This window comes from Pseudomonas sp. ICMP 561 (genome assembly GCF_002699985.1).
Taxonomy (GTDB): domain Bacteria; phylum Pseudomonadota; class Gammaproteobacteria; order Pseudomonadales; family Pseudomonadaceae; genus Aquipseudomonas; species Aquipseudomonas quasicaspiana.
Genome location: NZ_LKBT01000001.1, coordinates 296,661 through 320,874 on the forward strand (window position 1 = coordinate 296,661; position 24,214 = coordinate 320,874).

Sequence of the window (24,214 nt, forward strand, 5' to 3'; positions counted from 1 at the left end):
TTCCATTTAGATCAGGGGTGATGCATTCAACTTCATCAATGCCCTTCAATCGCTGTGCGAGCGTGTTGTGGCCATCGCTGGTCATGACTCGAATCCTTCCTTTTTCTTACGGAGCGCTCCGTAGCTGGACGTACAAAATACGCACCACGTGTGGAGACTTTCAAGTATCAGAGGCTGATCAGCAGCAGGAGCGACCCGAACAGCTGAAAAAAACCCACCGTTCAAGGTGGGCTGATGAGTGCGCCGGGGTGTCCGGATTGTTTTGAAGAGCTCAGTAAACGATGACTAAGGCAAATAGATCCGAAACAGCCCGCCCCCTAGGGCACCGCCATTAGCCAGCTCAATCCGCCCATGCACTCCATTACGCTGATGCTGCTCAGCAATGCGAGCGGCGAAGTAAAGTCCGAGGCCGGTGCTGCCGCTGGCCTGGTTGATACCCAGTGCGTAATCAGCCTGCTTCTCAAGCATGCTTGCGGAAAAGCCTGCACCGTCGTCATTGATCGCGATGCAGAGTTGCCCGACCTCTTCGCTGACGCTGATGGCAATGGACTTGCGGGCATAACGAATGGCGTTGATGGTGACGTTACCCACCACCGTGCCGATCAATTCGCGGTCGAAGAAACCCAGCGGGATGAGCGCATCGACTTCGCAGGTCGCCACGATACCGCGACTGTTCAACACTTCTTGATGATGAGCCAGTTGGCCTTCGATGAAGTCGTCCATCTCATGGTAATCAGGGCGCAGGGGCAGCTGATTGACGTCCAGCTTGTAGAGGCCGAGTAACTGCACGAGCATGCCATTGAGCCGGGCAAACTCGTACTCGATCACTCCATGTTCCGGGGTGTCTCGCTGCTCGTCGGTCAACTTCGCAAGCCATCGGTTGTGAGACTGACCCAGTGTCGACAGGGAGTTCTTCATATCATGTACCGTCGACGCAATGACCATGGAAAAATCCATACTCGTTTCGTTTTCGCTCATGCTCCAAATGCCTTGCTCTGCAGTTTTTGATAACGCTCGAAACGCGGGTCACTCTCCGGCATCTTGCCAACCATTCTCAGGCAGGCGCGACACTCTTCCAGTTTCGCTGCGTCAGGTGCTGTCGCCATGGAATGGAGCAATGCCTGCGCCAGATTCAAGGCGATACTGATGTTCTTGGCTTGCAGTGCCAGAGCGCGACGGAAAAAATCCTGCGCATCGTTGAGATTACCGGCCTTGTAGGTGCGCACGCCCTGAACGTTGAGCTCGATGGCAGCTTTGTTGGCACCGAGGATCGTGGGGTCATCCGTCTGTTTGGCGATGCTTTGCATCACCTGCGGGTCATCACCGTAAATCTCGGCGCAGCTTTTCAACACGCCCGCCCCCGCCTCTTCATGCCCAAGACTCTGCAATTGCGAAGCAACGGCCAACGCGGCATCAGCACTCAGGAACTGGTCCATGTTCTGCAAGCGACCCATCGCATCCGCAGTCAGCTTGGCAGCCATCTCAGGATCGGAATGCTTGACGCTGGCAGCCTTCATCAGCCGCGTGCGCACCTGAAGCCCCTGGTCGGCACCGTTTTCCTTGGCGACCTCACTCAGCGTCTGATTGATCTCAACACGAGCACGCGCATCCAGGCCTTGTTCACCACCGCGACTGATCAATGCCTGAGCGAAACCAAGATTGGTTTCCGGATTTTTGAAACGCGAAAACTGACCTTGGTTGACCGCCTGGCGAAAGGCCTTGGAAGCACCGTCAAAATCGTTGTTGTCCAGCGCTAGCTTGCCGAGCAATGTTTGTCGGCGCACTGCCAGTGGAGAAATCTTGACCGCGTCTTCCAGCACTTTCTGGGCCCGCACCACATCACCACGTGCAACCAGCGCCTCGGCCAAGCCATCGTAAAGGGTTGGCATACCGGGAAAGGCTTTTATGGCCGCATCAAAAACGGCCTGGGCATCGGCGTGCTTGTTGCGCTTGAGCAATAGATTGCCGAGGGCCGCGTAAGCCCAAGGGGCCGGGCGATCAGCCAGAATTGACTTGAGGAATGCTTCAAGGGGTTCAAATTGTTTGAGGTCGCGCAGTGCGTCCGCCTTGTACCGCAAACACAGCGGTGCATAGCGCGGGTCCTGCTTGGTCAGGGCCACGCAGGCGGCGAGCACTTCAGCAGGCTTGCCGCGATCCAGCGCCTGCAGGATTGGCTTGAGTACGCCCTTGCGCTGCACCAGTTTTTCAAGACGCTGCGCCAGGCCTGCCCGGTTGAAAGGCTTGGTCAGGTAAGCATCCGGTTCCCATTCCAGAGCACTCATTACCATGGCCTGGCTGTTTTCCGCCGTGACCATGACAAATACGCTTTCGTGGCTCAACAACCGGTCGACCATCAGGTCTTCGAGCACATGCTGGCCGTTTTTCTTGCCGTCACCGAGATTGAAGTCATGCAGAACAAAATCGTAGCGCTTCTGCGAGCACATCTTCAGCGCCTGCTCTCCGGTGTCGGCGGTGTCGACATCCCTCACCCCCAATTCACGCAGCATAGAGCGCACCGAACTGCGGAAGTCGGAGAAGTCGTCGACGATCAGAAAACTTTTTTGGTTGTACGCCAGCATCAGGGATCCTGTCAGGGAAGAAAGAAGATGAGCCCAAAGGCAAACATATAGACGGGTCCAGCTTCGCTACCCATTTTTGGCGTGCAATTACCAGTAAATAGCATTACGCCATCACACACATTCTACATCAAAGCTCTGCTACAGGGCTCTGAACGGCACGTTGCGGCCTTGCCCGGTTCACGTACATCACCACCGTGTGAAATCAAACGAGCCATCACCGATATGACGTTTATCGGCACCCTGCCAGTTTTCTGGAGCCTGAATAATGGCCGGTGACTGTGTTTTGATAGGTGGTCTGTGGGAGTCAGAAATCGAGCTGCAAAACAGAAAAACTCACAAAATAAGTTTCTGTAGGAGCGCACGAGCAATGCGAGGCCGCGATGGCGTTCTGTCTGACACACCGCAATCGCGGCCTCGCGTTGCTCGTGCGCGCCTACAGGACCACCGTTTACTGAGCGACTTGAGCGTCGAAAGCAAGGGATTCGAAAAAAATTGCGTATCCCCTGTCCCCTTTCTTCGCCTCACCGGTCATCACAGGTAAGTGAACAAATATGAGAGCCTACCTCCATGTCCCCAGCGTCGCCTTTTCGTTTGCGCCCCTTGCTGCATTTCAGCCTCTTGCTGACCTTGAGTTCCAGTCCACTCTTCATTTCCTCCAGTTGGGCCGAGGGAGCAGACCGTCGCACTTACGAGGTGCCCGCAGGCAGTCTGGGCGCGGCGCTTACCCGCTTTGCCGGTCAGGCTGGCGTCAACCTGTCGGTGGACCCAGCCCTGGTAAGTGGTCGTAACAGCGCCGGACTGTCTGGCGATTATGCGGTGGAAGAAGGCTTCTCACGCTTGCTGCAAGGTTCCGGCCTGCAACTGGTGTCGGTGGCGGATCATGCTTACACCCTGATCCCGGCGCCGGAAGGCAGCAGTAGCCTGCAACTGGCGCCGACCTCGATCCTTGGTGCAACAGGCTCGACGGACGGTCAAGCCTACGCCGGAGGCCAGGTGGCTCGCCGCGGATCCCAGGGCCTGCTTGGCTCGCGGGATTTCATGGACACGCCGTTCAGCATGACCACCTACACCAGCAAGACGGTCAAGGATCAACAGGCCAGAACCCTGGGCGACCTGGTCGCCAGCGATCCTTCGGTACGTGCGACCAACCCCGCAGGCGGGCGTTACGAACAGTTCACCATCCGCGGCCTGAGCCTGTTCAACAGCGACGTTTCCTATAACGGTCTGTACGGCATTTTGCCGACCTATACGATCGACATGGAAATGGCTGACCGGGTGGACATCCTCAAAGGCCCGAGTCAACTGGTCAACGGCATATCACCGCGAGGCAGCGTCGGTGGCGGCATCAACGTGGTGCCCAAGCGCGCGACTGACAAGCCCATCACCGAGCTCACCGGCAGCTACGCCTCCAATAACCAGTTGGGGACCGCCATCGACGTCGGCCGCCGGTTTGGTGACGAGGGCAAGTTCGGCATCCGCTTCAACGGCGTCAAGCAATCAGGCGACACCGAATGGGACCATCAGAGCGTCGACCGCGAGATGGCGGTGCTGGGTCTGGATTTCCGTGGCGAACGCCTGCGTCTGTCAACAGACATCGGGCACACCGAACGTGACACCGATGCCCCCCAGGAACGCGTACAGATCTCTGCCGCCGCACAAGTGCCGAACGCCAATGACGTGCGTCGCAACTACGCGCAAGCCTGGAGCCAGGCGCGCACCCGAGATACCTTTGGTGCTGTGAACGCCGAGTATGACGTTAGCGATTCGGTCATGGTGTACGGCGGCGTGGGCGCGCGGAAAAGTAACCACGACTTTCTCCGCCATGCCGTTTCAATCCTGAATGATGCGGGCGATTTCAGCGTCCCGCCTCGCGACTTCACCCGTGATGAAAATGTCCGTACGGCCACTGCGGGCGTGCGCAACTGGTTCCAGACCGGTCCTGTGAGCCATGAAGTCAATCTGGCCGCCAGTTACTTCTACATGGACTTCGAAAATGGCGGGGCGCGCTATGCATCATCTAATAGCAACCTGTTCGATCCAGTGGCCACGCCAACGCCCAGCAATCCCACACGGCAAGATGCAAAGGTTTACACAGAGAGTCGCTACAACAGCGTGGCCTTGTCCGACACCCTCGGCTTTTTCGATGACCGCCTGCTGCTGACACTGGGTGCCCGCTGGCAACGAGTCGAGGTCGATGACTGGAGCGATAACTTCAAAGGTAAAACGGGCTACAACGAGGAGAAGATCTCACCCTCGGGCGGCATCCTCTACAAAGTGACCGATCAACTGTCGGTGTATGCCAATTACATGGAAGGGCTGAGCCAGGGCAAGATTGCTCCTTCTACCGCAAGTAACGCAGACGACATCTTTCCGCCCTTCCTCAGCCGTCAGGTTGAGGTGGGCACCAAATACGACCTGGGCACCTTCGCTTTCACCGCCAGCGTCTTCAGAATCAAACAGCCGGCTTACGAAAGGAACGAGATCTCCACCCGCTTTGGTCCAAACGGCAAGCGTGAAAACACCGGCGTCGAACTCACCCTGTTCGGCGAGCCACTTGAAGGCGTCCGCCTGCTGGGCGGCGTGATGTACATCGACAGCGAATTGACTGGCACAGTCAATGGCACCTTCGACGGCAAACGCGCGCCCGCCACACCTGAATACAACGTCAATCTGGGGGCCGAGTGGGACGTGCCTAATGTTAAAGGCCTGACCCTGACCGGCCGCGGCATTTACTCCAGCTCTCAGTACCTGAACCAGGCCAACACCAAGGAAATCGACTCGTGGGAGCGCTTCGACGTAGGCGCACGCTATGCGTTCAAGGTTGACGACAAGGACGTAACCCTGCGCGCTAACATCGAAAACGTTATGGATAAACGCTTCTGGAGTTCGGCAGGTGCGTCGGATGACAGCGAGCCAGGTCTGACCCTCTCTACGCCACGGACTTATCTGGTTTCGGCGACGATCGGGTTTTAAGCGCTACTGAATGAGCAGCGCCCAAGGACGGGCGCACCCTGCTCGCCATTCTGAAACGGTGCAATGCCGTACAGGAACCTGAGTGACCGGTATCGGGTCGCATACAAAGTTGCTTTATTCACGCAGCAAACACGCCTATAGGAGCGCGCTTGCCCGCGATAGCGTCAACGCAGCCGAAAGATTTATCGACTAACAGATCGAATCGCGGGCAAGCGCGCTCCTACAAATCATATGTTTGCTGCGCGACATTGCGCCCCTTGCCTGTGGGCGACCTTCTACAGACTGATTCCAATCGCATGTTGATGACAGGAGCTTTCAACCTGAACCCCGTAACCCCGGATGGCCGTTATTTCATTGTCAAAGGGCAACTGTGGCGCTGCTCCAATCCTGCACTGGATGAGAATGAGCGCCAGCGCCTGGTGAAAGACCTGATGGCCGCACGCCGCTCCGTCAAGGCAGCAAAGGCGTCGGGTGATCCTGATGAGATGACGGCGGCGAGATCAGCCGTTCAGTCGGCGAAAGTGGCCTTGGGGGAACGTGGGCCGGTGTGGTGGAAGGACGGTGCATCGGACTTCAACAGGCACAAGATCGTCAATACACCGTACGCGGAGTGGTATCGGTCGCTGGGAGACGCCCCACCCCGTTAGATTGATGAAAATGTCTGCCGCTCCGAGAACCACTCCAGCGCCTTCGCTTTGAATGCTTCGGCCGCAGGGGTTAGCGGGTAACGCTGATCGTAAGCCAGGACGATTCGCTGAGGAGGAAGTGCCTGTTTGATCGGGCGACAGACCAGCGGCAAGCCATCGTAGCTTCTGTCACCGAAGGGCCTGGTATAGGTCAGCGCTACACCAAACCCGTTGGCGACCAGACTGCGCTGAAATTCAAAGCTATGAGCCCGGGTGACGTTCTCGGGGACAAGACCGAAGATATTGAACAGATCCAGCACGTGCTGCCAGCTGTGATGTCTGATCCGTGACCACCAGATTGCAGGCGCTGAGTGCCTCCATACTCACGTAAGACTCAGTGGCTAACGGGTGATCGGCAGCCATTAGCGCGTGAGCCGTCAACTGGCAGAGTTCCAGGCGTTCAGTATGCCGACGACCCGCATCTACTTGTCCGGATCCTTGGCGCGTAAGTTCTTCCGCTACAAGGACTATCTGCTCGACAGCGGTTGTGCGTATGAGGGGTCTAAGGCGCTAAAAAAACACGGTCGACGGCTTCGCTGCAGAGGTGGCGAGGCTCGCCAGCCTGGGGATGCGATTCGCCATTTTGCGAAACCGAAAGAACGTCGGCGACGACGGTTTCGGGATGAACGGCGCGCGTGAGATTCGGATTTTGCCGGTTATTGCGGGCGCCAAGCGCGCCGGGATTCTTCAAATGGTGTTAGGAATAGTTCTGATCGTGGTCGGCGCCTATTCACAAAACCCGAATCTCATCGCCGCAGGTGTTGCGATGACGGCCGGTGCGCCATCCAGGTGCTAAGCCCACAGGCCTCAGGCCTGCGGCAGAGCGGTTCCCCTGATAACTTCCCGAGCTATGCGTTCGGCAGCGCCAAGACCACCACAGCCAGCGGCAACCCCGTTCCGATCTGCATCGGCTACCAACGTTGGGGCGGCGCGATTATATCGGCCTCGATCTATGCTGAGGAAAGATATGAATTCATCTATCAAGGGTTTGGTGTTCGCGGCCGATCCGTAGGGAACGCGCCTAACATTAAGTTTCACCTACGCACCTAAACGATCCAACGCGCCGGCCAGATAGAACGGGGCAAAAGAAGAACTCTTTGCCCCGTGGCAGTGAAGCTCAACTAAGGAGGCATGAGCTACGAGAACATCAAAAAGGCTCTTTCACGTTCTGCTCCAAGAAGTCCGGCGTGTGCTCATCTTCTAAAGTTTCCATACCCGCAATACAACGCACGAATTTAACTATAGGAATGGATGTATCTTCTATATTTATGCCACTCACATAACGGTAAGCAGAAAGCGGCTTACCTAGCAATTTATCGTAGGTGTAACTGTGTGCATCCTCGAAATTTCTAATAGAAACATAGCGCACGGCTCGGCACCCTTTGGCTGTAGCTGCTGAAAGCTCACCCCAGATACTCGCATTCAGCGCCCATGCGCTATTTTTCCTTGGCGACATGTCAGAATTCGTAGAGAGAACCCCATCTTTGTACAGGTACCTTTCATCGGAGTCATGAATGACATGCTGACTAATTTTGAAATGACTTAAAATCTTTATAAAAAACGGCATATTGTTCTTTGAGCCAGTATTCAGCACAAATATCTCAGATGCGTTGAAATTTCTGTCCAGAAGATCACGAACAACAATGGCTTCAGTATCTCCTTCAACTAATACCACTTCATCCGCAAAAAAGGATTCGCACACATGAGGATCAAACCTATTGAGCATCTGCACTCGGTTCTTCGTTTCATCGTCGCTATCGAACAATCCATGCCCCGCCTGGTGGATTGAGGTCGTTCCATCCTTGTTTTTTACAAACCTAGCTAGCGAAGTGTGGGGTTTGGTGAGGTCAATAAGCTGGGGATCGTGAGAAACGCAAAGAATCTGATAGCAATCCTGATTAGCTAGATCGTACAGAGCTTCACGAAATCGACGTTTGTTGCTTGGGTGCAGATATAGCTCAGGTTCCTCAAACAAAATCACATGTTTCCCGTCAGTCTTGGTTTCTTTGAATATCCCCAGCAGGTTTATTATCGCCTGACGTATCAAACCATGACCGTGTTGATCAAACTGTCTACCCCGGTAAGTCGATGCAGTTTCAGCTCCCGCACTAGAAGCGTTTACTTGCTCCTCTTTCAGCATTTCCAGCGTTTCCAACGCATCGGCCAAAACCGCAACTTCTTCCGGAACAGGCTGAGCACTAGACTTATCTCCGATGAAAATACTAAAATCTTTGTCAAAAGCCTTTGTTAGGTCGGTTTCTTTATATGGATTGGTTACGATCTTTAATTCCAGCTCGGGGAATGTTTTCGCAAAGTTAGCATTTGCACCCGCGCAAATCTTCCCGAGATAGTCATCATCTTCCACTTTTTTCTGCAGCTTTTGAAACGCACCAATAGCGGCGTTATACTCAGCCTCATGATTATCCTTGAGCGTTTTTAGCAGTTTATTCTTTATCTCTTTCTCCAGCCACTCCGTCAGATCTTTTATGTTAGGCATAGCCTCTATGAAAATTATAGACGGAGTAGCATTTGTAAGAATCTGATCCAACCCTCCAAATCCGCCTTTAGCGTATTCATCCTTTTCAGGATCGAAGGTTTCTTTCACTGCCGCAGTACCGGGGACGCTCCAGGTTTTCCTAACTCGTACCTCGCCGGTGAGTTTCGACACCCACTTATTAAGCCCTTTATCATTAAAATTTTCTTCATCCGTGGCATCTTTGAGGTAAACCGCCTCTATGATTATAGGGCAGTCCTTCGGCTCTTGATGATGGAAATCGGTAATTAATGCTTGCTTACTGGGAGAGGCAAAATACTCATAAGCCCTGAGCACACTTGACTTCCCTAGATTGTTTTTTCCGAAAAGGAATATAATATTATTATCATCGAAGCCAATCTCATTATTATCGCCTCTAATTGCACGAAAGTTTTGTATCTTGAGTGTTTTCAATCGCATATATCTATCCTTGACTATAGCGGTAGTGGTTGGCAGTTCCCAGACCGAGAGCCACAGCCTACAACTGTAGCCTAGGTATGAGCTCCTGCCTGGTCGAGGAGAACTAAAGCAGCCCGCTCCCACACCCGCAACGCAATACTCCGAAGTCGTACAGGCGAATGCGCGACCTTTAGGCCCTAGACAGCGCAAATAATGTCGGGCCAAGATAGCGTCCAGATTGATGGCGAACCAGTGTGGATGAGGATTAGTCGTGCGCCATGTGGATGAGTGCATGCTCTTGCGACAGACTGCCAGGGCGCGACCGCCAAATTGAGCCACTCAGCCCTTTTGCCACGGCCCTATAAGATGGGAGAGAGAATGGAATCGCATGATCCGAACCGCGAGCTTACCGAAGCCCTGCTTAGGTTTTTCCTCAAGTTTTATGGGGTGGACAAGATAGATCCGGGGACCCACATGCATGAAATCAGGGCCTTAGGGGAGCAGGTGGGTGAGATGTGGGGCCGAAGCTGTGCCGTTTGCCTGCACGAGGGCCCTATTGAGGCCGGTATAGCCTTTGAGATACGGGCCAAAGTCGTGGAAAGTAAAAAAAGAGCTTTGGACACGGTCACCGAGCTCTATGGCCCTGGCGGGCGCATTAGGGAAATCCTTTCGGGTACTCAGGGGAACCCGTCGGATGAGGGCAGATAGCACCCGATGCCAACGTGGGTAGGATTGTGAGTAGGTTCGCAATAGTCAACGTGATAAACCGCTAGCTGTAAGGCGTATGCGAGTGGTGTTTGAGTCTCCCTCGGAACCGGGCCTCTTTACAGGTTTGTTCAACACCTGTCTGCAGCGTGTGTAGGCCTTAACGCTGTGTTTGCAGTCAGGCACGGTTGAACCGCGAAGCATTTCCGGGGGACTTGCTAAATCAACAGCGATATGGCTATTTGGCATTGACCATCAAGGACTGATAGCTCATGACCCCCAGAAGAAAAATTGCTTACGCCCACTACCTGCCCGGTTGGAGTTTTGAAAAGGGTAGCCGGGACGCGTTGAAGGCCAGCCGACGGGTTGCGCCAGATGAATACGAAGACGACATGATTGGCAGCTTGTACTGCCCAGGCTGCTACACCAATGTCGAACGGACACCTCGGAAAAAAGAAGTGTTCACCAACCAGCGCGACCCCTTCTTTCGCCATTTGAAACGGTGGCAACACGTTGGCTGCGTTTTGAGGGCCAAGAAACCGGTAGGTAAGCGGTACGACACATGGGAGGAAGCAAAGCGAGCTGTCGAGCACGAGCATTTGGCCGTCGTGAAAGAGTTTCTCCAGGAGAGGCCGGAGGTGGATATATCTCCAGGCGCCGAGTACGACGAGACGCCTGTCGAAGATATTGCTGGGCCGCTGTCGAATGTCCCGATTGGAAGACACCAAGGCGAGTCATTCGAGCTCCCTAGCACCATCACAACCGTGGCAGGTATTTGCCGGAACTTCGAGAAAAACAAGGACAAATATTTTGTCCTGCCTGGCGCGATCCATGCAGTGAAGCTTGCTGAGCTGCTCACTGATGTGGTCGATTTGGATAAAAAAATCTTGGACCGCGATCAGGTAAAAAAGCTTTATTTTGGCAAAATCACCGATAGCTGGAACGCGGGTAGTCAACGGCACAACATCAGAATGACAAGGCTGAAATGCGCTTCGGCAGCTGGTGATTTCACAGTCAAAATGAACGATGGGTTTTGCAGAGACAAGGGAATCGCTGAACAGTCGGTGGGAAGGGTTGTTATGTTCTACGGGGTTATCTCCAAGAACGGAAGTGGACTTGCTGTGGAGAATCTGGCATGGGGCGAGATCGCGCTTGTGCCAAAAAAGTACAACGAGCTTTTGATAGCGGGCTAGACCACTTGGTCCACGCGACAGCAGCGATACGGGCACGTAGAGATTTAGGGGCAGATTTGGGGGCAGATCTATTTACGAAACCATAGGCTGCCATGCTTTTCGGGGCCTGTAGCCCACAGTTCGATTCCGTCTCTGGCCTGATGCCGGTCGCTATCTACAATGTGTGGCCCCAGATACCCAGGCGCGTCCTCCAGCGATTTAGGATAGATTGCCAGTTCGATTTACGGGCACATGAAAATCCATAGGCAAGGAGCGCAAGCATGATCTGGCTTGAAATTGAAAACCCTGAGGGTAAAAAAATTCCTAAATGGATGAGGACTCTCGGCGTTTCCGAAGACCATTCGATTTTCGTACCAGCTGCCATTGGCGGAAACGAGATGAGCGTATCTCTTTGCACCGCGTATGACGGTACGGCTATGGTCACATATCGCAATCGCGTTTTCGTGCCCTCGACCTGGATGTCTAAAGAGTTTCCAGACACACGTGAGCTCTGCGAAGTTATGGATAATTGGGCTAACGCTCAGATAGCCGCAGGTATTTTGGAAGATCCGAGTACCACACCACCCAATCGCTAATAGCGGGCATGGAATATCGAACATTGCGGTGATTACACCCCGTGTGAATGGCGCCGCGCGCGAATCAGCGCCCAACGGAGGCACAATTAAAAAGGCCCCACCTGATCAATCAGTGTGGGGCCTTTCTATATTCTGGAGCTGGTATGGTGCTGGTAGGATCTGCTGGCGCTAGTATGGAAACTGCTCAGAAGCCCTGTTTATATGGTGTCCCAGGGCAGGTTCGAACTGCCAACCTTCCCCTTAGGAGGGGGATGCTCTATCCAATTGAGCTACTGAGACGCAGTGGCCAGCACACAGAACGGTGCCAGCGAGGACGGCGTGCATGTTAACGACACATGACCATTTTGTCATGTCGTCTTTGGCTTACACGGCTGTGGTCCATATCCGTTTAATTTGCCCGAAATCTGCACGGTCATGCATTTTGCAACGTTCCATATGGCCATCATTGCAAAACGCATGCAAACACCCTCCTGCAGACATTTCAAGTCATTGATTTATAACGATTTTATTAGCAATCAAAGTTGGCATGCAGACTGCACTATTACTGACGGTAGAGACCCTTCCTTAAGAAAGTTCCATCGGAGGTAAATGAAAATGAACATCACCCTTTCAGTGTTGAACGCTGCAGCGCTGGTTGCACTGGTGGCTTTTCATTTTCAAGACGATGGTAAAGCAGAGCAGACCGCACTGCAGACTCAGCCACACCACCTGCTGCGCCAGGCACCGCAGCTGGCGGTCATGACTGATCGCAGCAACAAGCCTCAAGCTGTGACGCTTGCCAATGACGGCGATTCCCAAGCCTCTGGCTCAGCAAATCTTAGAACTGAGCCTCGCTGGGTTTTCTGAAGTCTTCCACGCCTCCGTGATGCAACGAATAATCGAAAAGAGAACCGCCATGTCCAAGTCCGCTGTGTCGTTCATCCTCCTTGCCTTGCTGGCTGTAGCTGTTGACTTTCAGTTGCCTGCAACGGCTGAAGGGCTGAGTAGTGCTGCAAAGATCGCTGCTGGTGTGTTTTCGGTTCTGTTTGTTGTCGCTCTGATCCTCGGTCGCCGTTTCAAATTCGACCCGGTACTTCGTTAACTGCAACCCCCTCCTCTGCGGATCCATCATTTGCGATCCAGCGAAGCGTCAAGCGCGGGACTGGCGGGCTACCCGTCACGTCTGTCGGCCAGCATTCGTATTCCACTGGCAACCTTCTAAGCTGACAAATAGCCATCACGGCAGTCATGGGCTCGTAAAAGGTACGAATTCGCACCTTATAGATGAGCGGATGCTTTAGGGCTTTGCTAATTCGCTCGCAATTCTGATAATTGGTGCTGGCTAATCGCCTTTATCTGAGTCAATATTTGTCACAGAATTGACGCCAAGGATATGGCAGATTGGGGCATGATGCTGGCCTCTTGAGAACACGGTTGAACATTTCGCCAAAAGGGCTGTCACAGATTGACATCCATGCGGCGACTTGCAAGAACCGCTCCCCCTGAACTAACCGGTTAAATATATGAGCCCTATGAAACAGGCTACTTATTCCAGCCGCACGGCTGACAAGTTCGTCGTACGTCTACCAGACGGCATGCGTAATCGTGTGCAAGAGGTAGCTAAAAACCACCATCGCAGCATGAACTCAGAAATCATTGCTCGCCTCGAACAAAGCTTGATTCAGGAAGGTGCACTGGGCGACGAACCTAGCCTGCGCCTCGACAGTCCTGAGCTGTCCCTGCATGAACGTGAATTGCTGCAACGCTTTCGTCAATTGTCCCACCGTCAGCAGAACGCACTGGTGTCACTGATTGCACACGACACTGAGCTGGCTGCAGACAACGAAGACTGATCGCAAGATCAAGTTTTTCAAGCCAGCGTAATTGCTGGCTTTTTTTATTCGCGGATTTTTATTGTTTAGTTATTTGTAGTACCACCTTGTAAGACATATCCGCGAACCATAAAAAAACCGCCTGCGAGGGCGGTTTTTTTATGCAGCTAAAACAACTAAAGCAGGAAGATGGTGGCCAGCCCCAGGAAGATGAAGAAGCCACCACTGTCGGTGACTGCTGTGATCATGACGCTCGCCCCCATTGCCGGGTCTCGGCCGAGCTTGGACAGCGCCATAGGGATCGTGACCCCCATCAGAGCTGCCAGCAGCAGATTGAGTGTCATGGCCGCTGTCATCACGACACCCAGCGACCAGCTGCCATAGAGCAGATACGCCACGACCCCAATCACCCCACCCCACACGACACCGTTGATAAGCCCCACCGCCAGCTCTTTGCGCAGCAGGCGCTTGGTGTTGCCGGTATTGACCTGGTCGAGCGCCATGGCCCGCACGATCATTGTGATGGTCTGATTACCAGAGTTACCGCCAATCCCGGCCACAATCGGCATCAAGGCTGCCAGCGCGACCAGCTTCTCGATAGAGCCTTCGAACAAGCCAATCACACGCGAAGCCAGGAATGCAGTGATCAGGTTGATTGCCAGCCACGCCCAACGGTTATGCAGTGAGCGCCAGACGGAAGCAAAGATGTCTTCCTCTTCACGCAAACCGGCCATGTTGAGGACTTCGGTTTCGCTCTCTTCACGAATGAGGTCAACCATTTCGTCGATGGTCAGACGGCCGATCAGCTTGCCGTTCTTGTCCACCACCGGCGAGGAGATAAGGTCGTAACGCTCGAACGCCTGAGCGGCCTCGTAGGCATCACCATCCGGGTGAAAACTCACCGGATCATTGGCCATGACCTCCGACACCTGCTTCTCAGGGTCATTGACCAGAAGGCGCTTGATGGGCAGCACGCCCTTGAGCACGCCGTCGTAATCGACTACGAATAACTTGTCGGTGTGCCCCGGCAGCTCTTTCAGACGACGCAGGTAGCGCAGAACGACTTCAAGGCTCACATCCTCACGGATCGTGACCATCTCGAAGTCCATCAGCGCGCCGACTTGCTCTTCATCGTACGACAGCGCAGAACGCACACGCTCACGTTGTTGAGTGTCCAGAGCCTCCATCAGCTCATGGACAACATCGCGAGGCAGCTCGGGAGCAATGTCGGCCAGTTCGTCGGCGTCCATTTCCTTGGCGGCAGCCAGAAGCTCGTGATCGTCCATGTCGGCGATCAGCGTTTCCCGAACGGAATCGGATACTTCGAGGAGGATGTCGCCATCGCGGTCCGCCTTGACCAACTGCCAGACCGTCAGACGATCTTCGAGAGGCAATGCTTCCAGGATGTAGGCGACGTCGGCAGAGTGAAGATCTTCGAGCTTGCGTTGCAGCTCGACCAGGTTCTGCCGGTGAACCAGATTTTCTACACGGTCTTGATTCTGACCTTCCTGACGATGAGTCAGGTCTTCAACAATACGCTGGCGCTGCAGGAGCTCGATAACCTGAGCCAGACGATCCTGCAAACTATCCTGCGTTTTTTTTACTTCGATTTCGGACATAGGCGAACTCCACTCCCAGCAGCGGAGCACGCCGGGAGATCAATCAGTTAATGCATGATTGCTTAAAGAAACTGTTGAGTAACTACTGGGTAAGTCCATGGAGGTTTTCCACAAGCCCCGGCGGGGCTGACGGGCGCAATCATACACCGCTTGACCACATTGCACGCTACAAAATTCTGGCCAGAACAAGCGCTTGCAACACAAACTTCATAATCTGCGCGGCAATAGACCTTCGACGACACATCCCGCCAAGAAAACACCTGCCCGCACCAAATGATCTTCACTAGTCTTTTGCGACATCCGTCACGGAAGACTTCAATGAACCAAACGCCCGCCTGTCTTTTAGGGTTCGCCCTGCTCTGCTCATCAACCTTGCTGCAAGCGTCCAGCGTTCTGCGCTGCGAAGACGCCACCGGCAACATCACCTTCACCACCCTGGGCTGCCCAAGCGGACAGGACGTACAGTGGCAAGACGCTTACAACGCGCCACCCGGCTCGGTTACGCCGTTGCTTCCCGGCGCTGAACAGGTAGACAGATCCGCTCGCAAATCAGCACAAGCTGCTCAATCAGAAGAATTGGTAATAGTCGGTCAGCGTGACGACGGATGCGGCAACCGCCTGAGCCCCGAGCAACGTCGACGGGCGATCATCAATCAGCAGACGCCACCCGGCATGACGCGCAAGGACGTAGAAAGCTTGCTGGGCAGGCCCGACAAGGTAGTGAGCAGGAATGGCGAGACACGATACGTGTATCACGAGAAGAAAGGCCGCAGTAGCCAGGTCACCTTCGACGAGCATGACTGCGTAAAAGGCAAACGCTAGAAAGCAAAAAGCCCGTATCAAACGATACGGGCTTTTTGGTGTTTGGTGCACTCGACAGGATTCGAACCTGTGACCGCTCGGTTCGTAGCCGAGTACTCTATCCAGCTGAGCTACGAGTGCATTAGCGCTTGATAAACCAGATCACCGCTGGTTACAACAAAGTCACTTGCATTACTGCAAACAACTCTTAAATGGTGCACTCGACAGGATTCGAACCTGTGACCGCTCGGTTCGTAGCCGAGTACTCTATCCAGCTGAGCTACGAGTGCATTTGTTGCCGCGCATTATAGGCCGTCGAATCTTTTGGTCAAGAACTTTTTTCTAGTAAATTCAACAGCTTACCGATTAAAGCCAGATACAACGTACTACGCAAATAATGGCGGAGAACGGGGGATTCGAACCCCCGACACCCTTGTGAGGTGTACTCCCTTAGCAGGGGAGCGCCTTCGGCCACTCGGCCAGCTCTCCGCAACACGGGGCGTATAATAACCACCCTTTTCCCCGTTTGCAAACCAAAAATTCAATAAAAATTAATGGCTTGGTTCTTCGTCCTTCTCTTTCTTGATGCGCAGGTAAATCTCTTCACGGTGGACAGCGACTTCCTTGGGTGCGTTAACACCAATGCGCACCTGGTTACCTTTGACGCCGAGCACGGTCACGGTGATTTCTCCATCACCAATGATCAGGCTTTCTGCGCAACGACGAGTCAGAATCAGCATACCTTTCTCCTCACGCACTACATTCAGGAACAACAGTCTGCAAACCGAAGGCGACATCCGCGACAGTAGCGCGGCTGTCACCAAGGTATCGACCGGCAAAAGCAAAAGAACAGTTTTCGCCCGGCAATAACACAAGAGGCGCAGTCAGTCCGCGCCCCTTGCCGATACCATCACTCACCCTGTCGAGGCGCATCCAGCTCAAAAGCGGTGTGCAGCGCACGTACCGCCAGCTCCAGATACTTCTCTTCGATCACCACCGAAACCTTGATTTCCGACGTCGAGATCATCTGGATATTGATGCTTTCCTTCGCCAGCGACTCGAACATGCGACTGGCAACACCTGCGTGAGAACGCATGCCCACGCCAACAATCGATACCTTGGCGATTTTGGTATCGCCAATCACTTCACGGGCATTGATTTCACGCGCAGTGTTTTCCAGCACCTGCAAGGCAGCCTGGTAGTCATTGCGGTGAACAGTGAAGGTGAAATCGGTGGTGTTATCGTGCGCAACGTTCTGCACGATCATGTCGACTTCGATATTCGCGGCGCTGATCGGCCCGAGAATCTTGAACGCCACACCCGGGGTGTCTGGCACGCCACGGATGGTCAGCTTGGCCTCATCGCGGTTGAAGGCGATGCCGGAAATGATCGGCTGTTCCATGGATTCCTCTTCATCAATGGTAATGAGGGTACCTGGACCCTCCTTGAAGCTGTGCAATACGCGCAGCGGGACGTTGTACTTGCCGGCAAACTCCACCGCGCGGATCTGCAATACCTTGGAACCGAGGCTGGCCATTTCCAGCATCTCTTCGAAGGTAATCTTGTCCAGACGCTGAGCCTGGGAGACCACACGTGGATCTGTGGTGTAAACACCATCGACATCGGTGTAGATCTGGCATTCATCGGCCTTCAGCGCCGCAGCCAATGCCACGCCAGTGGTGTCAGAACCACCACGACCCAGGGTCGTAATGTTGCCGTTCTCGTCCACGCCCTGGAAACCGGCGACCACAACCACACGGCCAGCCTTCAGGTCGGCACGAATCTTCTGGTCATCGATCTGCAGAATACGCGCCTTGTTGTGCGCGCTGTCCGTCAGGATACGGACCTGATTACCGGTGTACGACACTGCTGGCACGCCACGCTTCATCAGCGCCATGGCCAACAGGGCGATCGTCACCTGCTCGCCTGTCGATACGATTACATCCAGCTCACGAGGAACCGGCTGATCGCTGATCTGCCTGGCAAGGTCGATCAGGCGATTGGTCTCGCCACTCATGGCAGAAAGCACAACCACAAGGTCGTCGCCCTGCTCACGGAATTTCTTGACCTTGTCGGCAACCTGCTCGATACGCTCCACAGAGCCCACCGAGGTGCCTCCAAATTTCTGTACGATCAAAGCCATCTCAAAGCCGCCTCTGCCCGATTAAGGGCGCCCATTAAACGTTAAATCCAAGCGCCGGGCGGCCACGCCTGTGCGTGGCTGCTCCGGAAGGTCGACTTAAATACCCTGCTCGACGAAAGGCACGGTCAACGCCAGCGCTGCATCCAGCGCCCCCGCGTCAACACCACCACCTTGCGCCATATCAGGACGACCGCCGCCTTTACCACCTACGGCCGCAGCGGCCTGTTTCATCAAATCACCGGCTTTGAGTTGGCCAGTCAGGTCCTTGGTTACGCCTGCAACCAGTACGACCTTGTCTTCATGCACACTGCCGAGCAGGATCACTGCGCGACCGAGTTTGTTCTTCAACTGATCGACAAGCGCCAACAGCGCTTTGCCATCCAGACCGTCCAGGCGCACGGCCAGCACTTTCACGCCTTTGACATCCAGCGCGGAGGAAGACAGATCGTCGCCCGCTGCGCTGGCCGCCTTGGCCTGCAATTGCTCCAGTTGTTTTTCCAGCAGACGGTTGCGCTCAAGCACAGCCGTCAGCTTGTCCAACAGGTTCTCGCGGTTGCCTTTGACCAGCGTCGCGGCTTCCTTGAGTTGATCTTCTGCGGCATTGAGGTAGCCCAGCGCCGCTGCGCCAGTGACGGCCTCAATGCGTCGAACGCCAGCGGCCACGCCGCCTTCGCTGACAATCTTGAATACTGCGATGTCGCCGGTGCGAGTGGCATGAATACCACCGCACAGCTCGACGGAAAAATCACCGCCCATGCTCAGCACGCGCACGCTGTCGCCGTACTTCTCGCCGAACAGCGCCATGGCGCCACGCGCCTTCGCAGTTTCGATGTCGGTTTCGACCGTCTCGACTGCCGTGTTCTTGCGGATTTCGTCGTTGACGATGTCTTCCAGCGCTTTCAACTGCTCAGGCTTGATGGATTCGAAATGGCTGAAGTCGAAGCGCAGGCGCTGACTGTCGACCAACGAGCCCTTTTGCTGAACGTGCTCGCCCAACACCTTGCGCAAGGCTGCGTGCAGCAAGTGAGTCGCGGAGTGGTTCAACGCCGTGGCGTTGCGCACCTCGGCATCGACTTCGGTGTTGACCGAAGCGCCCACCGTCAAGGTGCCGGCAGCGACAACGCCATGGTGCAGGAAAGCGCCACCGGTTTTGGTGGTGTCACGAACATCGAAGCGTACTTCACCAGCGCTGAGGTAACCGGCATCACCAATCTGGCCACCCGACTCGGCGTAGAACGGCGTGGTATCAAGGACTACAACGCCCTCTTCGCCTTCGCTCAACTGCTCGACTTTCTGACCGTCTTTATAGAGGGCCACGATCTTCGCTTCGCCGCGAGTCGCTTTGTAGCCAGTGAACTCGGTCGCCACGTCGACTTTGACAAGGCTGTTGTAGTCCATGCCGAACGAACTGGCAGAACGGGCGCGAACACGCTGCGCATCCATCTCGCGCTCGAAACCTTCCTCGTCGAGAGTCAGGTTGCGCTCACGGGCGATGTCGCCAGTCAGGTCCATCGGGAAACCGTAGGTGTCGTAGAGTTTGAACACCACGTCACCCGGCACGACATTACCTTTGAGTTCAGCCAGATCCTGTTCGAGGATCTTCAGGCCCTGCTCCAGGGTCTTGGCGAACTGCTCTTCTTCGGCCTTGAGCACGCGCTCGATGTGCGCCTGCTGCTGAACCAGCTCAGGAAACGCAGTCCCCATCTCGGCAACCAGCGCCGCAACGATCTGATAGAAGAAGCTGCCCTTGGCGCCCAGCTTGTTACCGTGACGGCAAGCACGACGAATGATCCGACGCAGCACATAACCGCGACCTTCATTGGACGGCAGCACGCCATCAGCAATCAGGAAGCCACAGGAACGAATGTGGTCAGCCACGACTTTCAGCGAAGCCTGACTGTCGTTACCGCAGCCAATGGCTTTGGCCGAAGCAGCCAGCAGGCTCTGGAACAAATCGATTTCGTAGTTGGAGTTCACGTGCTGCAGAACAGCACTGACGCGCTCCAGGCCCATGCCGGTGTCTACCGACGGCGCAGGCAACGGGTGCAGCACGCCGTCAGCGGTGCGGTTGAACTGCATGAAAACGTTGTTCCAGATTTCGATGTAACGGTCGCCGTCTTCTTCCGGCGAGCCTGGTGGGCCGCCCCAGATTTCAGGGCCGTGATCGAAGAAAATCTCGGTGCAAGGACCACACGGGCCTGTATCGCCCATGGTCCAGAAGTTGTCGGATGCGTATGGCGCGCCTTTGTTGTCCCCGATACGGACCATGCGCTCGGCAGGTACGCCGATGTCTTTGGTCCAGATATCGTAAGCCTCGTCGTCACTGGCGTAGACCGTTACCCAGAGTTTGTCCTTGGGCAGGTTCAACCATTTTTCCGAGGTCAGGAAGGTCCAGGCGTAGGTGATCGCATCACGCTTGAAGTAATCACCGAAGCTGAAGTTGCCCAGCATTTCGAAGAATGTGTGGTGACGCGCGGTGTAGCCGACGTTTTCCAGGTCATTGTGCTTGCCACCGGCACGCACACATTTCTGGCTGGTCACTGCACGGGTATAGGCTCGCTTTTCCTGGCCCAGGAAGCAGTCCTTGAACTGGTTCATACCTGCGTTGGTAAACAGCAGGGTCGGGTCGTTGCCCGGAATCAGGGAACTTGAGGCTACACGGGTGTGGCCTTGCTCTTCGAAGAAGCCAAGGAAGGCTTCACGGATTTCTGCGCTTTTCATAGGTTCTTCCACGGAGACTGCGGCCAGAGGCAAGTGCAAAACGTCATATGACGTAGCGACGGCAAAGGGCCGCATTATATAGGCGTTGCGTCAACGGTACAGTCTGTTTGTACGATAGAACAAAGCTACTGGACTATCGGCGCTTCAAGTGCGGGAAAAGTCAGCAAATGCTGTGATTACGGTCTCGAGTTGCTGACGGGAAACATCCAGGTGAGTGATCATCCGCAGACGCGGCGCAGCACTGAGCGTGATACCGCGTTCGGCACAGAACGCCTTGAGCGCCTGAGCGCGATCGCCGATGTGCACATAAACCATATTGGTCTGCACCGGTTCAACCGAGTAACCCAGCTCCGTCAGTGCAGAACCCAGAAATGCGGCATTGGCGTGATCATCGGCCAGACGCTCGACCTGATGCTCCAGCGCATACAGGCCCGCTGCCGCCAGCATCCCGGCCTGACGCATGCCGCCGCCGACCATTTTGCGCAAGCGGCGGGCCTTGTCGATGAACGCCTGAGAGCCGCACAGCACCGAACCAATCGGCGCACCCAGCCCCTTGGACAGGCACACTGACACCGAATCAAAATGCTGAGTTATTTCCCGCGCATCAACGCCCAGTTTCACTGCGGCGTTGTATAACCGGGCGCCATCCAGATGCAGCGCCAGGCCATGTTGCTGAGTGAATGCGCGGGCTGCCGTCAGATAGCTCAACGGCAGCACCTTGCCCTGCATGGTGTTTTCCAGGGCCAGCAGACGGGTGCGGGCAAAATGGAAATCGTCAGGCTTGATGGTTTGCAGCACCTGATTCAGGTCCAGCGAACCATCGGCCTGGTTTTCCAGCGGCTGCGGTTGAATGGAACCCAGCACCGCTGCGCCGCCACCTTCATATTTATAGGTGTGGGCCTGCTGGCCGACGATATATTCATCGCCACGTTCGCAGTGGGCCATCAAGCCCAACAGGTTGCTCATCGTGCCGGTCGGGACGAACAGCGCAGCCGCGAACCCGAGTCGGTCCGCCAACCAGCCCTCAAGACGATTGACCGTCGGATCTTCACCGTAGACATCATCACCCAGCGGTGCCTGCGCCATGGCGGCACGCATGCCATGAGTGGGCTGAGTCACTGTGTCGCTGCGCAAGTCGATAACCGTCACGATAAAGCTCCCTGGAAAAAGACGAACCTCAGTTGTGAGGTTACGGACAGGAATAATCAAGGCGCTGGTGTTGAATTCCAAGACTTTCTTATAAGAAAAAGTCAGGACGACTGTAGGAATGCGTCCAAGCACATTCAGTAAAACTGTGATAAAAAATGCGCGCCGTTGAAATATTTCAGCGGCAACGTTCTCAGGGCGGGGTGCAATTCCCCACCGGCGGTAATGACGCGCAATGTGTCTAGCCCGCGAGCGCCTGCATACGCAGGGTCAGCAGACCTGGTGAGATTCCGGGGCCGACGGTCATAGTCCGGATGAAGAGAGAACGGGATTGGCACCACCGCAACGCATCGCGCATCGTCACGAACGGATTTCGTTCCCATGATTGCCGGGCTTAGCCTGACCTTCCCATTCGATCCAAAGTGCCCTGTTTTTTTATAGACAGGAGACAGAACAGATGCAACCCACCGCAATCGACAGCAAAAGCAAAAACCACGCGAACGAGCGTATCGCTTTTATCCAGGCCTGCTGGCACAAGGATATTGTCGATCAGAGCAAAATCGGCTTCATCACTGAAATGGCTAACCATGGCTACACCGAAGCGGACATCGACTTCTTCGAAGTCGGCGGCGCCTTTGAAATCCCACTGCACGCCAAACTGCTGGCCAACAGCGGCCGCTACGCAGGCATCGTCGGCGCAGCCCTCGTTGTGGATGGCGGGATCTATCGCCACGAGTTCGTCGCTCAGTCGGTGGTCAGCGCACTGATGCAAGTGCAGCTGGAAACCGAAGTGCCGGTTTTCTCTGTAGTCCTCACCCCTCACCACTTCCACGCAGGCGAAGAACACCTGAAGTTCTTCTTCGAACACTTCCTGCACAAAGGCCAGGAAGCGGCGAAAACCTGCGCGGATACCGTTGCTAAAGTGCGTGCGATTCGCCGTAGCGAAGGGCAGAAGAAAGTCGGCTAACCGGAGCCGAGCGTAACACCCGTAGGAGCGCGCTTGCCCGCGATAGCGTTAGCACAGGCGATAGACTCGTTGATTGACAGACCGAATCGCGGGCAAGCGCGCTCCTATCAAACAAAATATAACTATCTGATTTGGAATGCTTTTTACTGTAGGAGTGAGCTTGCTCGCGATAGCTCCAGTACAGGCAATATATTCATCGACTGACAGGCCGAATCGCGAGCAAGCTCACTCCTACAGGGTCCGTGTTTGCTGCGCGACAGCGTGGTGTCAGGGACACCGGGGCGACTCCTACAGGTCGCCGCTTGCTGCGAGAGAGAACTCCAGCGCTCAAAAATGCTTTTAAACCAGCCCGTCCGCCGTAGCCGGCACAATCAATATCCCCGCCCGCAGCCCGTTTTTGACCTTGGGATTCGGGAAAATGATCCTCGCGCCCTCTTCTTCTACTATCCAGCGTGAATGGCTCAGGTCGTCAGCCAGAACGTAGCCTTTATCCAGCGGCGAAAAGTTTTCCACGTCCAAGGGCAAGTGCAGCCTGAAACCATCGCTGTGCTTGATGATTTCCCGGGCAACGCTGAACAGCTGCAAACCCTCAAGACTTTCGTCCACCGCGGGCTCAGTGCCTTCGATCATCTGCTCCAGACGCGTGCGCAAGCGAGTCAGATCAACTTCCTGGTTCTGCCCGAACGGTCGCGCCTTGCCCAGCTCAAGGGTAAAAGCCTCGGCCCCGAGCTTGTCGTAGGTATAGGCGCTGAATACGATAGAGGGTTTTTTCTGCAGCAATACCGCCGTCATGCCTGCTGCCTGCAACCGCGCCAGCTCCCGGCGCGAATGCTGACGCCCTTCTTTCCAGGGATACAGCGCGAATTGTTCGATCTTCGAACCACGAATCGCCGTGTGCAGGTCGTAGTGCAAACGGTAGCGATCCGGAATGCTGAAAAACGTCGCCGCCAGCCGCTCCAGCTCGCAGGCGCGTAACGCCTCAGCTCCACCGCTGTGCTCATGACGACCGTTGAACAGCCGATTAACGTCCTGCTCAACATACCGCTCGCCACGGCGCATGGCGTCGGGATTACCGAACAGGAAAAGAATACGTGCCCGCGGCTGTAATTCGCCGCGGGCAATGCTGCGGATCAATTCATCCAGCAGCTCGATAGGTGCCGTCTCGTTGCCATGGATTCCGGCGGACAACAGCAAATCCGTGCCGTTATCCCGATCCTGGGCAGGACGCACTTCCAGCGCACCTTCGCTCAGCCATCGCAATCGCACTCCGGCGACTGTCACTTGAGTCTTTTCTGCCGGTTCACGTCCAGCCAAAGTCAGGTCAAGCAGTTTACCGAGGGCGAGCATAGGCACTGTTCCCTAA

At 55.1% G+C, this 24,214-nt stretch carries 19 protein-coding genes, 4 tRNA genes, 2 pseudogenes and 1 riboswitch; of the genes and pseudogenes, 11 read left to right on the forward strand and 14 right to left on the reverse strand.

The window, feature by feature from the left end; genetic code table 11:
- Positions 1-285: 285 nt before the first annotated feature.
- Together AO242_RS01390 and AO242_RS01395 are read right to left on the reverse strand one after the other, a co-directional pair.
- On the reverse strand, positions 286-978 hold the full coding sequence (locus AO242_RS01390) for a sensor histidine kinase (protein WP_099267381.1): 693 nt from the start codon (positions 976-978) through the stop codon (positions 286-288).
- On the reverse strand, positions 975-2,579 hold the full coding sequence (locus AO242_RS01395) for a tetratricopeptide repeat-containing response regulator (RefSeq protein ID WP_099267382.1): 1,605 nt from the start codon (positions 2,577-2,579) through the stop codon (positions 975-977). Before AO242_RS01395 ends, AO242_RS01390 begins: the two co-directional genes overlap by 4 nt.
- A 567-nt stretch (positions 2,580-3,146) precedes the next feature.
- Here AO242_RS01395 and AO242_RS01400 point away from each other — a divergent pair.
- Positions 3,147-5,552 (forward strand): TonB-dependent receptor, encoded by a 2,406-nt coding sequence (locus AO242_RS01400; RefSeq protein WP_099267383.1) that lies wholly within the window; start codon positions 3,147-3,149, stop codon positions 5,550-5,552.
- A 320-nt stretch (positions 5,553-5,872) separates the two neighbouring features.
- Positions 5,873-6,199, forward strand: a complete 327-nt coding sequence (locus AO242_RS01405) for a hypothetical protein (RefSeq protein WP_099267517.1) — start codon at positions 5,873-5,875, stop codon at positions 6,197-6,199.
- On the opposite strand, the pseudogene AO242_RS01410 reads toward AO242_RS01405, so the two are convergent.
- Positions 6,196-6,646, reverse strand: a pseudogene (locus tag AO242_RS01410) (LysR substrate-binding domain-containing protein); the annotation flags it as partial. The gene AO242_RS01405 and the pseudogene AO242_RS01410 sit on opposite strands and share 4 nt — an antisense overlap.
- On the opposite strand from AO242_RS01410, the pseudogene AO242_RS01415 reads away from it, so the two are divergent.
- Positions 6,644-7,204: pseudogene (locus tag AO242_RS01415) on the forward strand (tail assembly protein); the annotation flags it as partial. The pseudogenes AO242_RS01410 and AO242_RS01415 overlap by 3 nt on opposite strands.
- Before the next feature lie 181 nt (positions 7,205-7,385).
- Here the strand turns inward: AO242_RS01415 and AO242_RS01420 are convergent.
- The gene (locus AO242_RS01420) at positions 7,386-9,191 is read right to left on the reverse strand and encodes an ATP-dependent nuclease (protein WP_176560551.1); all 1,806 of its coding nucleotides are present in this window, start codon (positions 9,189-9,191) and stop codon (positions 7,386-7,388) included.
- Positions 9,192-9,548: 357 nt separating this feature from the next.
- Here AO242_RS01420 and AO242_RS01425 point away from each other — a divergent pair, with 357 nt between their 5' ends.
- The 3 genes from AO242_RS01425 (at position 9,549) to AO242_RS01435 (ending at position 11,643) form a co-directional block, all read left to right on the forward strand.
- Positions 9,549-9,878, forward strand: coding sequence for a hypothetical protein (locus AO242_RS01425; RefSeq protein WP_141562171.1), 330 nt, complete (start codon positions 9,549-9,551; stop codon positions 9,876-9,878).
- A 269-nt stretch (positions 9,879-10,147) separates the two neighbouring features.
- Complete coding sequence (locus AO242_RS01430) at positions 10,148-11,068, forward strand: hypothetical protein (RefSeq protein ID WP_099267386.1); 921 nt, start codon at positions 10,148-10,150, stop codon at positions 11,066-11,068.
- A 260-nt stretch (positions 11,069-11,328) separates the two neighbouring features.
- On the forward strand, positions 11,329-11,643 hold the full coding sequence (locus AO242_RS01435; RefSeq protein WP_099267387.1) for a hypothetical protein: 315 nt from the start codon (positions 11,329-11,331) through the stop codon (positions 11,641-11,643).
- 202 nt (positions 11,644-11,845) lie between these two features.
- On the opposite strand, the gene AO242_RS01440 is transcribed toward AO242_RS01435, so the two are convergent.
- Positions 11,846-11,922, reverse strand: a tRNA-Arg gene (locus AO242_RS01440).
- Positions 11,923-12,237: 315 nt separating this feature from the next.
- Here AO242_RS01440 and AO242_RS01445 point away from each other — a divergent pair.
- From AO242_RS01445 to AO242_RS01455, 3 genes are all read left to right on the forward strand, one after another.
- A complete protein-coding gene (locus tag AO242_RS01445) occupies positions 12,238-12,489 on the forward strand; it encodes a hypothetical protein (protein ID WP_099267518.1) in 252 nt (83 codons plus the stop codon).
- A 49-nt stretch (positions 12,490-12,538) separates the two neighbouring features.
- Positions 12,539-12,724: a PA3371 family protein gene (locus AO242_RS01450; protein WP_027900089.1), complete on the forward strand. Its 186-nt coding sequence runs from the start codon at positions 12,539-12,541 to the stop codon at positions 12,722-12,724.
- Between the two features lie 421 nt (positions 12,725-13,145).
- Entirely contained in the window at positions 13,146-13,475 is a 330-nt protein-coding gene (locus tag AO242_RS01455) for an Arc family DNA-binding protein (protein ID WP_027900088.1), read from the forward strand.
- A 155-nt stretch (positions 13,476-13,630) separates the two neighbouring features.
- Here AO242_RS01455 and mgtE read toward each other — a convergent pair whose 3' ends face one another.
- On the reverse strand, positions 13,631-15,073 hold the full coding sequence (gene mgtE, locus AO242_RS01460) for a magnesium transporter (RefSeq protein ID WP_027900087.1): 1,443 nt from the start codon (positions 15,071-15,073) through the stop codon (positions 13,631-13,633).
- Positions 15,074-15,391: 318 nt separating this feature from the next.
- On the opposite strand from mgtE, the gene bamE reads away from it, so the two are divergent.
- Positions 15,392-15,895 carry an outer membrane protein assembly factor BamE domain-containing protein gene (gene bamE, locus AO242_RS01465; protein ID WP_099267388.1) on the forward strand — a complete coding sequence of 168 codons (504 nt, stop codon included), beginning with the start codon at positions 15,392-15,394 and terminating at the stop codon, positions 15,893-15,895.
- 43 nt (positions 15,896-15,938) lie between these two features.
- On the opposite strand, the gene AO242_RS01470 is transcribed toward bamE, so the two are convergent.
- From AO242_RS01470 to ltaE, 7 genes are all read right to left on the reverse strand, one after another.
- Positions 15,939-16,015, reverse strand: a tRNA-Arg gene (locus AO242_RS01470).
- Between the two features lie 72 nt (positions 16,016-16,087).
- Positions 16,088-16,164, reverse strand: a tRNA-Arg gene (locus tag AO242_RS01475).
- 108 nt (positions 16,165-16,272) lie between these two features.
- Positions 16,273-16,363 (reverse strand) — tRNA-Ser (locus tag AO242_RS01480).
- Between the two features lie 62 nt (positions 16,364-16,425).
- Positions 16,426-16,614, reverse strand: a complete 189-nt coding sequence (csrA, locus tag AO242_RS01485) for a carbon storage regulator CsrA (RefSeq protein ID WP_002554426.1) — start codon at positions 16,612-16,614, stop codon at positions 16,426-16,428.
- A gap of 170 nt (positions 16,615-16,784) precedes the next feature.
- Entirely contained in the window at positions 16,785-18,017 is a 1,233-nt protein-coding gene (locus tag AO242_RS01490) for an aspartate kinase (RefSeq protein ID WP_027900085.1), read from the reverse strand.
- 96 nt (positions 18,018-18,113) lie between these two features.
- A complete protein-coding gene (gene alaS / locus AO242_RS01495) occupies positions 18,114-20,738 on the reverse strand; it encodes an alanine--tRNA ligase (RefSeq protein WP_099267389.1) in 2,625 nt (874 codons plus the stop codon).
- Positions 20,739-20,882: 144 nt separating this feature from the next.
- A complete protein-coding gene (ltaE, locus tag AO242_RS01500; protein ID WP_099267519.1) occupies positions 20,883-21,887 on the reverse strand; it encodes a low-specificity L-threonine aldolase in 1,005 nt (334 codons plus the stop codon).
- A 182-nt stretch (positions 21,888-22,069) separates the two neighbouring features.
- Positions 22,070-22,215: riboswitch (FMN riboswitch) on the forward strand.
- A 126-nt stretch (positions 22,216-22,341) separates the two neighbouring features.
- Here ltaE and AO242_RS01505 point away from each other — a divergent pair.
- A complete protein-coding gene (locus AO242_RS01505; RefSeq protein WP_027900082.1) occupies positions 22,342-22,851 on the forward strand; it encodes a 6,7-dimethyl-8-ribityllumazine synthase in 510 nt (169 codons plus the stop codon).
- Between the two features lie 339 nt (positions 22,852-23,190).
- Here the strand turns inward: AO242_RS01505 and astE are convergent, their stop codons facing one another.
- Positions 23,191-24,198: a succinylglutamate desuccinylase gene (gene astE / locus AO242_RS01510; RefSeq protein ID WP_099267390.1), complete on the reverse strand. Its 1,008-nt coding sequence runs from the start codon at positions 24,196-24,198 to the stop codon at positions 23,191-23,193.
- Positions 24,199-24,214 lie beyond the last annotated feature (16 nt).

Excerpts from the sequence above, each read along its gene's own strand:
- AO242_RS01390 (WP_099267381.1), bottom strand. The coding sequence starts at position 978 with ATGAGCGAAAACGAAACGAGTATGGATTTTTCCATGGTCATTGCGTCG.
- AO242_RS01395 (WP_099267382.1), bottom strand. The coding sequence starts at position 2,579 with ATGCTGGCGTACAACCAAAAAAGTTTTCTGATCGTCGACGACTTCTCC.
- AO242_RS01400 (WP_099267383.1), top strand. The coding sequence starts at position 3,147 with ATGTCCCCAGCGTCGCCTTTTCGTTTGCGCCCCTTGCTGCATTTCAGC.
- AO242_RS01420 (WP_176560551.1), bottom strand. The coding sequence starts at position 9,191 with ATGCGATTGAAAACACTCAAGATACAAAACTTTCGTGCAATTAGAGGC.
- AO242_RS01425 (WP_141562171.1), top strand. The coding sequence starts at position 9,549 with ATGGAATCGCATGATCCGAACCGCGAGCTTACCGAAGCCCTGCTTAGG.
- AO242_RS01430 (WP_099267386.1), top strand. The coding sequence starts at position 10,148 with ATGACCCCCAGAAGAAAAATTGCTTACGCCCACTACCTGCCCGGTTGG.
- AO242_RS01435 (WP_099267387.1), top strand. The coding sequence starts at position 11,329 with ATGATCTGGCTTGAAATTGAAAACCCTGAGGGTAAAAAAATTCCTAAA.
- AO242_RS01445 (WP_099267518.1), top strand. The coding sequence starts at position 12,238 with ATGAACATCACCCTTTCAGTGTTGAACGCTGCAGCGCTGGTTGCACTG.
- AO242_RS01450 (WP_027900089.1), top strand. The coding sequence starts at position 12,539 with ATGTCCAAGTCCGCTGTGTCGTTCATCCTCCTTGCCTTGCTGGCTGTA.
- AO242_RS01455 (WP_027900088.1), top strand. The coding sequence starts at position 13,146 with ATGAGCCCTATGAAACAGGCTACTTATTCCAGCCGCACGGCTGACAAG.
- mgtE (WP_027900087.1), bottom strand. The coding sequence starts at position 15,073 with ATGTCCGAAATCGAAGTAAAAAAAACGCAGGATAGTTTGCAGGATCGT.
- bamE (WP_099267388.1), top strand. The coding sequence starts at position 15,392 with ATGAACCAAACGCCCGCCTGTCTTTTAGGGTTCGCCCTGCTCTGCTCA.
- csrA (WP_002554426.1), bottom strand. The coding sequence starts at position 16,614 with ATGCTGATTCTGACTCGTCGTTGCGCAGAAAGCCTGATCATTGGTGAT.
- AO242_RS01490 (WP_027900085.1), bottom strand. The coding sequence starts at position 18,017 with ATGGCTTTGATCGTACAGAAATTTGGAGGCACCTCGGTGGGCTCTGTG.
- alaS (WP_099267389.1), bottom strand. The coding sequence starts at position 20,738 with ATGAAAAGCGCAGAAATCCGTGAAGCCTTCCTTGGCTTCTTCGAAGAG.
- AO242_RS01505 (WP_027900082.1), top strand. The coding sequence starts at position 22,342 with ATGCAACCCACCGCAATCGACAGCAAAAGCAAAAACCACGCGAACGAG.
- astE (WP_099267390.1), bottom strand. The coding sequence starts at position 24,198 with ATGCTCGCCCTCGGTAAACTGCTTGACCTGACTTTGGCTGGACGTGAA.